11 protein-coding genes are annotated in these 13,364 nt (G+C 72.0%); 9 read left to right on the top strand and 2 right to left on the bottom strand.

The features are described from left to right. Positions 1 to 39: 39 nt before the first annotated feature. Positions 40 to 1,362, bottom strand: a complete 1,323-nt coding sequence (locus FB454_RS08460; protein WP_145822766.1) for a cellulose binding domain-containing protein — start codon at positions 1,360 to 1,362, stop codon at positions 40 to 42. A gap of 356 nt (positions 1,363 to 1,718) precedes the next feature. Beyond that, entirely contained in the window at positions 1,719 to 2,912 is a 1,194-nt protein-coding gene (locus tag FB454_RS08455) for an ROK family transcriptional regulator (RefSeq protein WP_486485401.1), read from the bottom strand. A 363-nt stretch (positions 2,913 to 3,275) separates the two neighbouring features. Here FB454_RS08455 and FB454_RS08450 point away from each other — a divergent pair, with 363 nt between their 5' ends. From FB454_RS08450 to FB454_RS08410, 9 genes are all read left to right on the top strand, one after another. Beyond that, positions 3,276 to 4,391: a substrate-binding domain-containing protein gene (locus FB454_RS08450; RefSeq protein WP_013285142.1), complete on the top strand. Its 1,116-nt coding sequence runs from the start codon at positions 3,276 to 3,278 to the stop codon at positions 4,389 to 4,391. 109 nt (positions 4,392 to 4,500) lie between these two features. Then, positions 4,501 to 5,493, top strand: coding sequence for a phosphotriesterase family protein (locus tag FB454_RS08445; RefSeq protein ID WP_013285143.1), 993 nt, complete (start codon positions 4,501 to 4,503; stop codon positions 5,491 to 5,493). Then, positions 5,493 to 6,470, top strand: coding sequence for an ROK family protein (locus FB454_RS08440; RefSeq protein WP_071096014.1), 978 nt, complete (start codon positions 5,493 to 5,495; stop codon positions 6,468 to 6,470). Before FB454_RS08445 ends, FB454_RS08440 begins: the two co-directional genes overlap by 1 nt. Beyond that, complete coding sequence (locus FB454_RS08435; RefSeq protein WP_013474643.1) at positions 6,471 to 7,451, top strand: ABC transporter permease; 981 nt, start codon at positions 6,471 to 6,473, stop codon at positions 7,449 to 7,451. A 19-nt stretch (positions 7,452 to 7,470) separates the two neighbouring features. Beyond that, positions 7,471 to 8,733, top strand: coding sequence for an alanine racemase (locus FB454_RS08430; RefSeq protein WP_071096012.1), 1,263 nt, complete (start codon positions 7,471 to 7,473; stop codon positions 8,731 to 8,733). Next, a complete protein-coding gene (locus FB454_RS08425) occupies positions 8,733 to 9,521 on the top strand; it encodes an ATP-binding cassette domain-containing protein (RefSeq protein ID WP_013285147.1) in 789 nt (262 codons plus the stop codon). Before FB454_RS08430 ends, FB454_RS08425 begins: the two co-directional genes overlap by 1 nt. A 277-nt stretch (positions 9,522 to 9,798) precedes the next feature. Further along, a complete protein-coding gene (locus tag FB454_RS08420) occupies positions 9,799 to 11,454 on the top strand; it encodes an ABC transporter substrate-binding protein (RefSeq protein WP_145822765.1) in 1,656 nt (551 codons plus the stop codon). A gap of 15 nt (positions 11,455 to 11,469) precedes the next feature. Continuing rightward, complete coding sequence (locus FB454_RS08415) at positions 11,470 to 12,480, top strand: ABC transporter permease (protein WP_013285149.1); 1,011 nt, start codon at positions 11,470 to 11,472, stop codon at positions 12,478 to 12,480. Continuing rightward, on the top strand, positions 12,480 to 13,364 hold the full coding sequence (locus tag FB454_RS08410) for an ABC transporter permease (RefSeq protein WP_030270843.1): 885 nt from the start codon (positions 12,480 to 12,482) through the stop codon (positions 13,362 to 13,364). Before FB454_RS08415 ends, FB454_RS08410 begins: the two co-directional genes overlap by 1 nt.

The raw sequence follows: 13,364 nt of genomic DNA, 5'->3' as shown, positions 1-13,364 counted from the left end.
GGCCCGGCTCCCCGTGCGGGGATCGGCGGGCCGGCCCGGTCAGGGGCTGGTGCAGCTGACGCCGCTGGGCGCCGTGGCGCCGTTCCCGGTGGCGGTGAACCCGAACGTCGTCGAGGCGTTCGCGCCCAGCGTGCCGTTGTACGCCGCGTTGCGGACCGACACCGAGCCGGAGGTGCCGGTGTTGACGCCGTTCCAGAGGCTGCTGATCGCCTGGCCGGAGGCCAGGGTCAGGCGTACGGTCCAGCCGTTGAGCGTGGCGGCGCCGTTGTTGGCCACCGTGACCTCGGCCTGGTAGCCGCCGGGCCAGGTGTTCACGGTCCGGTAGGTGGCGGTGCAGGCGCCCGGCTCACCGGTCGGCGGGGGCGTGGTCGGCGGCGGCGTGGTGGGCGGCGGCGTGGTGGGCGGCGGCGTGGTGGGCGGGGCGGTGGTCGGCGGCGCGGTGGTGGGCGGCGGCGTGGTGGACGCGAACTGGCTGAAGAACCGCCAGATCTCCCCCGACGTCCAGGTCCGGGAGTCGTTCGGGCTGGACGACCCGTCGACCGGGCTGGGGGTGTGGTCGCCGTCGAACGCGGCCCACTGCACCGGGTAGCCCTCGCGGCAGCCGGAGTACGTGGTGGTGATGTGGGTGAGGCTGCCCCGGCTCGGCTCGCGCGGGCTCTGCGCGGTGCAGCCGTTGTTGCGGACGAACGTGTCCCGCAGCGACCGGCCCGCGGAGATGTTCAGCACGCTGTCGTAGATGCCGTGGATGCCGAAGTAGGCGACCGGCTGGGTGCCGCCGTTGCAGCCGCTGAGGTTGGCGCCGGAGATGACGGTGACCGCGCGGACGACAGTGGGCCGGGCGCAGGCCACCGCGTAGCTCATCGCCCCGCCGTAGCTCCAGCCGAGCGCGAACCGCTGGCTCGTGTCGACGCAGAGGTCGTTCTCGATCTGCCGGGAGATGTCGTCGAACAGCGTCAGGTCGCGGCCGTTGGTGTTGGCCCAGCCGTTGTCGATGCCCTGCGGCGCGACGAAGATCGTGCTGTTGTTCGACAGCGGCAGCAGGCCGTAGTAGCCGGCCGAGGCGACGTTGTTCGCCGAGCCGTTGAGCCAGTGGAACCCGAAGATCAGCCGGTACGGGCGGTTGCGGTCGTACCCGTCCGGGAGGCGCAGGATGTAGCTGCGGTTCTGTCCGCCGCTGGAGATGGTGCGCGTCCCGCTGGACAGCGTGGGTGCCTTGCCGCAGCCGGCGGTCGCGGCGAGTGTGCCGCTCGTCGACGCCTGTGCCGTCTCGCCGAGGCCGCCGTTGAGCGCGCCGCCGGCGACCGCCGCGAGGAGCACGGCCGCGGCGGCGATGGATGAGAGAAGCGGTGTTCGTTTCGCCATTGCTTGACTCCTTGCCCTGGGTGGCGGTGCAGGCCGGACCGTCCGTCGATGCCGACGTCGCCTGCGAAGAGGGCGCGGAGCCGCGCGTGCGGCCGGGGCCGAAGTCGTCCGTGGCCGCCTGCGTCGGCGTGCATCGGCGGAGCGGCCCGGACCGGTCACCGACCGGCGGGGCGGCGAGGAAGGTGCCTCGGGTCGCCTTGCCGATTGCGGGGGTGACGGGGAGCGTGCCCTTCGCTCCCGTGCCGGAACATAGCAGGTTATCGATAACATGTTCAACCGGCCGGGCCCGGAGGAGTGCCGGGTGGGCCGCCGGGTGAGCGCTCACAGAAGCGCGCGGCGCGAGCGCCGCCGCCTGCTCAGGCGTGGTCGGCCAGGGCCGGCAGGTCGCAGCCGGCGAGGGCGTCCGGCTGGGGTACGCGGGCCAGGTCGGCCTCCGCGAGCCCGAGTCGCCGGTACGCGGTGTGCAGCGCCGCGACCACGGCGCCCAGCGCGCCGGAGAGGTCGCCGAGTTCCGCGCCGTGCACTGTCGCCTCGGCGGCGGGCACGATCTCGTGCAGCCGGCCGCGCAGCCGGACCAGGTCGGGTGTGAGCGCGTGGGAGATGCCGCCGCCGAGGACGATCACCTCCGGTTCGTAGGCGACCACCGCCGCGGTGAGGATGACCAGCAGCGCCTGCTCGACGTACTGCCGGACCGGCACCAGGCGGGGGTCGGCCGAGCGGAACACGTCGGCCGCGTTGTCGAACGACAGGCCGAGCTCGCGGGCCCGGGCGAGGATGCCGGAGCCGCTGATGATCCGTTCGAGCGGTGCGCCGAGCGGACCGGCGGGCAGGTGGCCGAACTCGCCGACCAGGCCGCTGCGCCCCCGGAACAGCCGGCGGTCGATGGCGACGCCGGCGCCGAGCCCCGCCCCGATGGTGAGCATCACCGCGGTCTGCGCGTCCCGGGCGGCGCCGAAGCGCAGCTCCCCGAGCAGCGCGTAGTTGGAGTCGTTGTCCACCTCGACCGCGGTGCCCAGGTGCTTCTCCAGCAGCCGCAGGAACAGCGGGTCCTCCACCTGGGGCAGGTTCGGGGCGTTGGAGACCGCCCGGTCGCCCTGCCGGACGGCGCCGGGCAGGCCCACCGCGACGCAGTCGAGCCGTTCCCGGTCGGCGCCGACTGTCGCGACGATCAGGTCGGCCAGCCACTGGGCCAGCCGGGGCGCGTCGTAGTCGGCGGGCGTGGGCACGGTCCGGCCGGTCAGCGGCCGGGCGGCGAGGTCGGCGACGACCAGCCGGACGTTGGAGCCTCCGACGTCGACCCCGCAGACCACGCCGCGTCCGGCGGCGATCGCCACCCGGGTCGCCCGCCGGCCCCGGGTGGTGGTCGGGGCGCCGTCGGTCTCGGTCAGCAGCCCTTCGTCGAGCAGTTGTTCCACGATCCGCGACACGGTGGCGGGGGAGAGGTCGGTCTCCTGGCCGATGGCCGTACGGCTCACCGGACCATGGGTCAGCACGTGGGCCAGCACCGTGGACCGGTTCGCCGCCCGGGGTGCCCGAGATTCCACGCCCACCTCCGCCGATTTTATTTCCGATCGAATGCTAAAGCTGCGCCGGTGGATGAGCAACCACCCGGGCCATGTCGTCCCGGCGGACTTCCCCGGCGCGGCCCGTCTCCGGCTCCCGCCCGGCCCAAGCGCGAAACCCGAGGTGAAGCGCGGTGGAGGCGCGCCGGACGGAGTGGGTCGAATCTCTGACCAGCACTCTTGACTCCCTGTGATGAACGCGATAATACTTTCACCCTGAACGGAAATAGAGGTCGCCGGCCCCCAGGGACGGCGGCGGGTGCCCCCGCACGCGCCGTGCCGGTCGCATCGGACCCCCGTGTCAGTCCGGAATCACCGGTTCCAGACCCCGTTGCTGTGAAGGGAAGAGCAATGATTCTCAGCCGTAGACGTGGTGCCGCCCTCGGCGCGCTCTGCGCCCTGGCGCTCATGGTCGGCGCCTGCTCGAACGAGACCTCCGGGAGCGGCGGCGCGTCGAGCGGCCCGCGTACCGAACCCAGCCTGTCGTTCGTCGGCCCCGGCGGCGAGACGCCGACCGCCGCCGACCAGCTCTCGCTCACCCCCGAGGAGCGGCAGAAGGTCAAGGACGGCGAGTACTCCGCCGCCTTCGTCTGGCACGAGGGCTCCGCGCTGACCAAGGCCGTGGAGTCCGGCGTCCGCAAGGAGTTCGACCAGCTCGGCATCAAGGTGCTGGCCAGCACCAGCGCCGAGTTCGACGCGGCACGGCAGGCCAACAACGTGCAGACCGTGCTGGCGCTCAAGCCCGACCTGATCGTCACCATCGCCGTCGACCCGACCGCGGCGGCCGCGGCCTTCAAGCCCGCCGTGGACGCCGGCGTCAAGCTCGTCGTGATGACCACCCCGCCGAAGGGCTACAAGTCCGGCGAGCAGATCGTCGGCATCGTCACCGCCGACCTGACCGCGTTCGGCAAGGCCAACGCGGAGATGCTCGGCAAGGCGCTCGGCGGCAAGGGCAAGGTCGGCTACGTCTACCACGACGCCGACTTCTGGTTCACCAACCAGCGGGACAAGGCGTTCAAGGACTGGCTGGGTTACCTCTACCCGGACATCGAGATCGTCGAGGAGGCCGGGTTCTCCGACCCGGCGCGTACCGAGGACATCGCCACCGCGATGCTGACCCGCCACGCCGACCTCAAGGGCGTCTACGTCGCCTGGGCCACCGCCGCCGAGGGCGTGCTCGCCGCGACCCGGCAGCAGGGCCGTACCGACGTCAAGATCGTCACGAACGACCTGGAGGCGAACCTCGCCGCCGACATGGTCAAGGGCGGCAACGTCGCCGGTGTCGTCGCCAACGGCTCGACCCGCCTCGGCGAGAACCTGGGCATCGTGGCCGCGTACGGCCTGCTCGGCAAGAAGGCCCCGGAGCTGGTCGTCGGATCGCCGATGGCCGCCACCAAGGACAACATCGCCGACGCCTGGCGCGACGACTACGGCCAGGAGCCCCCGGCCGAGGTGCTCGGCAACTGACGCCGGGCCGCGAGGTCCGGGGCCTCCCCGAACGGGCCCCGGACCTCGCCGGACGCGGCCCGGCCCACCGCCGGGACCGCGACCACCGCGAGACGAGAGGAAGAAGCACATGGGGTACGTCCAGACAGTCCTCGGGCCGGTGCCTCCCGAGTCGCTCGGCCGGGTGCTGAGCCACGAGCACCTCGGCGCGCTGGTGCCCGGGCCGTGGCTGTCCGGTGGCGCCGGGGACGACCGCGCCGACCTCGCCGCCGGCGCGGTGAGCGGCCTGCCGGAGCTGGGTTTCGGCACGGTCGTGGACCTGTCCCCGTACGAGGTGGTCGGTCACGACGTGACGCTGCTGCGTGAGGTGGCACTGCGTACCGGCCTGCACGTGGTCGCCGGGTCGGCGATCTACCTGGAGCCGTACTCCCCGGGCTGGGCGCTGTCCGCGAGCGTGGACGAGATGCGGGAGCGGTTCGTCGCCGACGCCACGATCGGCGTCGGGGACACCGGGATCAAGGTCGGCATCTTCGGCGAGCAGGCCACCGGCCTGAACGAGATCACCCCGCACGAGGAGAAGTGCCTGCGGGCCGCCGCCCGCGCCCACGTCGCCACCGGCCTGGCGGTGAACACCCACACCACCCACGGCACGATGGCGCTGGAGCAGGTCGAGATCCTGCGCGAGGAGAAGGCCGACCTCTCCCGCGTCGTCATCGGCCACCTGGACATCAACCCCGACCCGGACTACCTGCGGGCCGTACTGGCCACCGGCGTCAACATCGCCTTCGACACGCTCGGCAAGCAGTTCTGGGACTTCGTACTCGCCCCGCTGCCGGCCGACCCGCCGGAGGGCGAGTTCGCCAAGCGCGCGTACCACCGGCCCGACCGGGCCCGGCTGGGCATGCTCGCCGGACTGGTCCGGGACGGGTACGCCGACCGGATCCTGCTCTCGATGGACCTGACCGGCGCCGAGGCGTACCTGAACCCGGGCACGCACGGCCGCCTCGGGTACTCGTACCTGGGCCGGGAGATCGTGCCGGGTCTCGCCCGGCTCGGTGTGCCGCCGGAGGCGATCGACCAGATGCTGACGGCCAACCCGGCCCGGCTCCTGACGGTCGGCTGATGGCCGCGCATCCGCGTCCGTGCGGCTACGTCGCCGGCGTCGACCTCGGCGGCACCAAGCTGCGGGCCGCGCTCGCCGACCTCGACGGCCTCGTCCTGGCCGAGCAGGTGCAGCCGACCGACCCCCGGGGCGGTACGGCGGTCGCCGCGCAGATCGACGCGCTGCTGCGCGAGCTGGCGGTGCGGGCCGGCGTCGACTGGTCCGACGTGCGGGCCAGCGCGATCGGCCTGCCCGGCGTCCCCGACCCGGCCACCGGCGCCATCGAGCTGTCGCCCAACGTCTCCGACCTGGAGGCCCTCGACGTGCGGGCCGAGCTGACCCGCCGGCTGGGCCACCCGGTCGTGCTGGACAACGACGTCAACATGGCCGCCGCCGGGGAGCGGTGGCTGGGCAGCGGCCGTACCCACCGGCACTTCGTGTTCGTGGCGGTCGGCACCGGCGTCGGCATGGGCATCGTGCTCGACGGCGAACTGGTCCGCGGCGCGCGCGGCGCGGCCGGGGAGATCTCCTACCTGCCCCTGGGCACCGACCCGTTCGACAAGGACAACCAGGTGAAGGGCGCGCTGGAGGAGGCGGTCGCGGGCGCGGCCCTCGCCGCCCGCTACCGCGCGGTGTCCGGCGAGCAGGCGAGCGTGCCCGACGTCTTCGACCGGGCCGCGGCCGGTGACCCGAGCGCCCTCGCGGCCATCGACGAGGAGGCCCGCCTGATCGCCCTGGCGGTCGTCGCGGTCACCGCCGTCCTGGACCCGGAGGCGGTCGTCCTGGGCGGCGGCATCGGCTCCCGTGCCGAACTCGTCGAACCGGTCCGGCGCTGGGTCGCCGCGCTCAGCGCGGACGCCCCGTTGATCAAGACCAGCCGGCTCGGCGACCGGGCCGGCCTGCTCGGCGCCGTCGCGGTCGCCCGCCGGGAGGCCGGCGTACGTGACGACGCACCGGCCCACCGGAACACCTCTTTCCAGACAGCGGAGGGACGATAGATGACCCACACCGATGCGGCGGTGAAGACCAGCGCCGTCCCGGCCTGGCGCCGGATCAACTGGCGCGACTACGTGGTCTACATCGGCTTCGCGGTCGTGTTCCTGTTCTTCGCCATCACCCAGGGCGGCAACGGCTTCCTGACCACGAGCAACCTCACCAACATCGTCATCCAGACCGCGCCGATCACGATCATGGCGGTCGGGCTGGTCTTCGTACTGGCCGCGGGTGAGATCGACCTGTCCATCGGCTCGGTCGTCGCGCTCTCCGCGCTCGTCGGCGCGGTGACGATGCGCGAGACCGACAGCATGCTGCTCGGTGTGGCGGCGGGCCTCGCCGCGGGCGCGGCGGTCGGCCTGGTCAACGGCGTCTTCGTGACCCTCGTCCGGCTGCCCAGCTTCCTGGTCACGCTCGCCACCATGGGCGCGGTGGCCGGTCTGGCCCGCGAGGTCACCGGCCTCCAGTCGGTGCCGGTCAGCAACGACGCGTTCCTGTCCTTCTTCGGCCAGGGCGAGATCCTCGGCATCCCCGGCCTGGTGCTCTGGTCGGTGGCGGCCGCGGTGGTCGGCTACCTCGTGCTGCGGCAGACCCGGTACGGCGCGCACACGCTCGCCATCGGCGACAACGTGGCGGCGGCCCGGGTCAGCGGCATCAAGGTGATCCGCGTCAAGATCATGGTGTTGATGGGCAGCGCGATGTGTGCGGCGCTCGCCGGCCTGCTCTACGCCGGCCGCCTCCAGGGCGCCCGGTACACCCTCGGCGAGGCCGACCTGATGTCCGTCATCGCCGCTGTCATCGTCGGTGGCACCAGCCTCTTCGGCGGCAAGGGCTCGATCGTCGGCGCGGTGCTGGGCAGCCTGCTGATGGGCATGCTCAACAACGGCCTGATCCTGGCCGGCCTGTCCGTGTCCCAGCAGATGATGGCGCGCGGCGCGATCATCCTGGTGGCCGTCTCCCTCTCGCTGCGCGAGCGGCGAAGCTGACCCGGAAGGAAGCAACCGCATGTTTCTGGACCTGCTGCGACGCCGCAACCCGGGCCTGCTCGCCGCCGCCGCGAACCTGCACGACAGCGGTGACCTGCCTGCCAACTGCTACGCGCTGGACCTCGACACGGTCGCGGCGAACGCCGCCGCCATCCGGGCCGAGGCCGACCGGCACGGGCTGTCGGTCTACGCCATGACCAAGCAGGTCGGGCGCAACCCTGACTTCTGCCGGACCGTCCGCGACGCGGGCATCACCGAGGCGGTCGGCGTCGACCTCCAGTGCGCGCTCGCCGACCGGCACGGCGGGCTCGGCATCGGTCACCTCGGTCACCTGGTGCAGATCCCCCGGCACGAGGCGGCGGTCGCCGTCGCGCTCGCGCCCGCGTACTGGACGGTCTTCAACGACGCCAAGGCCGCGGAGGCGGCCGTCGCGAGCACGGCGGCCGGGCGGGAGCAGGCGCTGCTCGCCCGGATCGCGGCGCCCGGCGACCGGTTCTACCGGGGCCACGAGGGCGGCTGGCCGGCCGAGGAGATCGTCGCTGTCGCCCACCGGCTCGACGCCCTCGACGGCGCCCGGTTCGCCGGTGTCACCAGCTTCCCGACCCAGTTGTTCGATCCGGCCGCCGGGCGGGTCGTGCCGACCCCGAACCTCGGCACCCTGCGGGCCGCCGCCGTGGCGTTGCGCGCCGCCGGGTGGTCGCACGTCGAGATCAACGCCCCGGGTACGACGTCGGCGGCGATCCTGGCCATGCTGGCCGAGGCGGGCGTGACGCAGGTCGAACCCGGTCACGGGCTCACCGGCACGACGCCCTGGCACGCGGTCACCGACCTGGTCGAGGAGCCCGCCGTGCTCTACGTCAGCGAGGTGTCCCACCTGTGGGACGGGCGGGCGTACGTCTTCGGCGGCGGGCTCTACGTCGATCCGGTGCTCGGCCTGGGCGGCACCCGGGCGCTGATCGTGCCCCGGGGCGGTGGTCTCGACGACGCGTACCTGGTCGACGTCGAGATGCCCGCGCCCGAGGCGATCGACTACTACGCGATGGCCGACGTGACGGCCGCGCCGGGCGTCGCACCCGGCGACACGGTCCTGTTCGGGTTCCGGCCGCAGGCGTTCGTCACCCGGGCGCTGACCGCCGGGGTCACCGGCGTGCGGTCGGGCGCCCCGGCCGTGGCCGGTGTGTACGCCGCCGACGGTTCGGCGCCGATCGGGCTGGACGACATCGACGCGGGCGACGGCCCCGGCACTGGTAACCAGGCGGCTCGCAGCGCAGGGAGGGCATGATGAGCACTGTCATCCACAAGGACGACGCGACCCGGGCGGGCGCCCCGCCGCTGCGGCTGAGCGGCATCCGCAAGCAGTTCGGCGGCGTGGTCGCGATCGAGCGCTTCGACCTGGAACTGGCCGCCGGGCAGATCACCGCGCTGGTCGGCGACAACGGCGCCGGCAAGTCCACCCTCGTGAAGATCATTTCGGGGGTGTACCAGCCCACCGAGGGTGAGCTGGAGATGCACGGGCGCCCGGTGACGTTCCGGGACGCCTCCGACGCCCGGCGGCAGGGCGTCGAGGTGGTCTACCAGGACCTGGCCCTGGCCGACTCGCAGCCGGTCTACATGAACATGTTCCTGGGCCGGGAGCTGACCCGCGGTCCGCTGCGCCTGCTCGACCGGCGCCGGATGGCCCGGGAGACGCAGGAGCTGGTGGACGCGCTGGACGTGCGCATCCCCAGCGCGAAGGCGACGATCCGGGACCTGTCCGGCGGGCAGCGCCAGGCGGTGGCGATCTGCCGCGCCACCCACTGGGCCAGCGGCCTGGTGCTGATGGACGAACCGACAGCGGCGCTGGGCGTGGCCGAGACCGCCAAGGTGGAGCAGCTGATCCTGAAGCTGCGGGAACGTGGTGCCGCCGTGCTCGTCGTCAGCCACAACCTGGACCAGGTGTTCCGTATCGCCGACCGGGTGGCGGTGCTGCGCCGGGGACGCCAGGTCGGCGTCCGCGACATCACCGGGACCAGTCGCAACGAGATCGTCTCGATGATCACCGGCGCGTCCGAGGAGACCGGCCGCCCCTGATCCGCGCGGACCGCCGCGCGCACGATGACCCCGGGTGTCCCTCCCGGGGTCATCGGCGTTTCCGGCCCCGTTCGATCCGTCGTACGTAACGTTTCGGTGAACTCATGTGAACGCTGACGCCGGGGTCATCCCGCACTTCGGGAGCGCTCTAATTTCACAGTGCGGGCGTGTTCAGTGAACACCGTTCACCCTATTGTTCACTCGTGCCTAATCCGGTAGAACACCAGGTAGGTCCGCAGCTCGGGCCATTCGCCTCGTGCTTCTAGGAGGGCTTCTCATGGCTCGTTCACCCCGTCCGGGCGCCTCCTCGCCCGCGCTCTCCCGCCGCGGCGTCCTGCAGTTGGGTGGCAGCGTCGCGCTCCTGTTCGCCACCGGCGCCTGCGCCGCGGACAGCGGCAGCAAGTCCACGGACGGCAAGTCCGGCGGCGCCTCCGCCAAGACGCTGCGCATCGCCGTCTCCAGCTATCTGTCGAGCTGGGACCAGGACTTCGTCGGTTTCGACCTGACCGCGCTGATGCTCTACAAGAACGTCTTCCCGTACCTGATCGACTACGGGGTCACCAACGCCGGCGGCAGCCAGATCCTCGACACCCAGAACATCACCCCGACGTTCGCCGAGTCGTTCGAGCCGGACGCCGAGCAGAAGGTGTGGACGCTCAAGCTGCGTCGCGGCGTCAAGTTCGCCAGCGGCAACGAGATGAAGGCCGCCGACGTGAAGTGGTCGAAGGACCGCGCGTTCGCCGCCCAGGCCAACGTGGCCGGCGTCTACCGCACCATCGGCCTGACCAGCGCGGACCAGGTCAAGGTCGTCGACGACTACACGGTGGAGTTCCACCAGGCGTTCCCGAGCGCGCTGACCCGGCAGATCCAGGCGATCTCGCTGTACGTCTTCGACTCCGTCGAGGCCAAGAAGCACGCCAGCGGCAGCGACCCCTGGGCCAAGGAGTGGTTCGCGAAGAACCCGCCGACCGGCGGCTACTTCAACGTCGCCAAGGCCACCCAGGGCCAGGAGATCGAGCTCAGCGCGAACACCGGCTACCCGGGCCCGGACCCGGCCAAGACGCCGACCATCCGGATCTCCGTGGTGCCGGCCGCCTCCAACCAGCGGCTCCAGCTCCAGGCCGGTGACATCGACATCGCCCTGGGCATCAGCCAGCGTGACATCCAGGACCTGAAGAAGGCGGCCGGCATCAAGGTCATCTCGGCGGCCAGCAACCGCCAGGTCGCCATCCAGATGTCGGTGACCGCCGCGCCGTTCAACGACGTGAACATCCGCAAGGCGCTCGCGTACGCGGTGCCCTACGAGCAGATCATCAACAACGTGTACGGCGGCGACGCCCGCGCGGCCAAGAGCCCGGTCCCGCTGGACATGCCCGGCTACGACGAGAGCGGCTACCCGTTCACCTACGACCTGGAGAAGGCGAAGGCCGCCATGGCCGCCGCCGGCCGGGCGTCGCTCGACTCCGAGCTGGTCTTCGAGGCCGACAACGAGGAGCAGCAGAAGATCGCCGTCCAGGTGCAGGGCGAGGCGGCGAAGGCCGGCATCCGGCTCAAGCTGACCCCGCTGGACCCGGCCACCCTGGGCGAGCGGCGGACGAAGAAGAACATCCCGCTCCAGATCACCTCCGGGCAGCTCTGGGTGGACGACGTCGAGTACATGCTGGCGACGAGCTTCGTCAAGGGCGCCAACCTCAACTACTCGAACTACAGCAACCCGGAGATCGAGCAGATCTACGAGAAGTCGCACACCACTGTCGACACGGCCGCCCGCAACGCGCTGTGGAAGCGGGTCCAGGAGATCCTCGCCGCCGACGTGCCGTGGGTGGTCATCTGCCAGCCCAACTTCAACCTGCCCGTCCGGGAGTCCGTCGCCGGCTGGGTGCAGCCGATGGACGGCCTCGCCCGCCTGCGCTACCTGAGCGCTTCGGCCTAGGGACCTCACCCACCCATGCGTATCTTCCGGTTCGTCGTCAGGCGACTACTCCAGCTGATCCCCGTTCTGCTCGGAGTGGTCGTCCTGGCCTTCCTCCTGGTCCGAGTGCTGCCGGGCGACCCGGTCCGCAGCATCCTCGGGCAGAACGCCACAGAGGAGGACGCCGCCGCGGCCCGTGCCCGCTTCGGGCTGGACCAGTCCCTGTGGCAGCAGTTCCTCGACTACCTCGGCGGGCTGCTGACCGGTGACTTCGGGACGTCGATCCAGAGCGGCAGCTCAGTGGGCTCGGAGATGGCGCTGCGGGTGGGTCCGACCCTGGAACTCGTCGTCATCTCGGTGAGCATCGCGCTCGTGGTGGCGACGGTGCTGGGCATCTGGTCGGCCAAGCGGGCCAACCGGGCCGGCGACCACAGCGTCCGGATCTTCGCGCTGGTCGGCAACTCCGTACCGGAGTTCTGGCTCGGCCTGGTGCTGGTGCTCGTCGGCTACAGCATCCTCGGCTGGTTCCCGGCCCCCAACGGCCGCGTCGACCCGGACACCGGCCTGACCCCCCTCACCGGCGCCGACCTCGTCGACGCCGTCCTCACCGCCAACGGGCCGGCGATCGCCTCGGCCGCGGCGTACCTGGTGCTGCCGGTGCTGACCCTCGTGGTCGGCGTGGTCGCCCCGCTGCTGCGCAGCGTCCGGGCCTCCGCGCTGGAGGTGCTGCACTCGGAGTCGTACGCCGCGGCGAAGGCGCACGGGCTGCGCGACCGCACGCTGCACTACGGCTACCTGCTGCGGGCGACGCTGGTCCGGCTGCCGTCGCTGGCCGCGCTGGTCTTCGGTACGGCGATCGGCTCCACCGTGCTCGTTGAGTACGTGTACTCGTGGCAGGGCTTCGGCCAGTGGGCCCTGCGCGGCCTGCTCTACCGGGACTACCCGGTGGTGCAGGCGTCGGTGCTGGTCATCGCGCTGTGCTACGTGCTGGTGTTCCTCATCGCCGACGTGGTCCACGCGATCCTCGACCCGAGAGTGAGGCTCTGATGGCCGAGCTGCGAACCGTCCCCGACGGTCCCGCCGCCGCGCCGGTGGTCGTGCCCGGCGGCGACCGGGACAGCCGATTCGCCCGCCGCATGATCATCGCCGGGGCGAGCATCCTGTCGGTGGTCGCGCTGCTGGCGGTGTTCGCGCCGCTGCTGAGCCAGTGGGGCGAGACCGAGATCGACGCGGCGAACACGCTCGTCGCGCCGGGCGGCAGCCACCTGCTCGGCACCGACGGCAACGGCATGGACATCTGGAGCCGGGTGCTCTACGCCGCCCGGCTCGACCTGGGCATCGCGCTGGCCGCCGTGGCGCTCGCGGTGGTCGTCGGCACGCTGCTCGGCCTGGTCGCCGGCTACTTCGGCGGCTGGCTCGACGACGTGCTGATGCGGGTGGTCGACATCTTCCAGTCGTTCCCCACGTTCATCCTGGCGCTCGCGGTGGCCGCGCTGCTCGGCAACGGCACGATCAACCTGATCATCACGATCGCGGCGGTGAACGCGCCGGCGTACGCCCGGCTGGTCCGCGCCGAGGTGCGGTCGCTGCGGGAACTGCCGTTCGTGGACGCCGCGATCACCTCCGGGGCGTCACCGATCGGCGTGCTCTGGCGGCACCTGCTCCCCAACAGCCTCACCCCGGTCCGGGTGATCGCGCCGCTGAACTGCGGCTGGGCCATGCTCACCCTGGCCGGGCTCTCCTTCCTCGGCCTGGGCGTGAGCATCCCCGAGGCGGAGTGGGGCGCCATGATCAGCCTGGGTGCCGCGGACGTGGTCGGCGGCCGGTGGTGGACCTCGGTCCCGCCCGGCCTGGCCCTGTTCGTCTGCGTCCTGGGGTTCAGCCTGCTCGGCGAAGGCCTGCAGGACCGCGCGAACGCGAAGCGGCGGTGA

Source organism: Micromonospora sp. CNZ297 (assembly GCF_007827625.1).
Note: the sequence above shows the minus strand (reverse complement) of the source record. Positions and strands in the feature narration are given on the sequence as shown.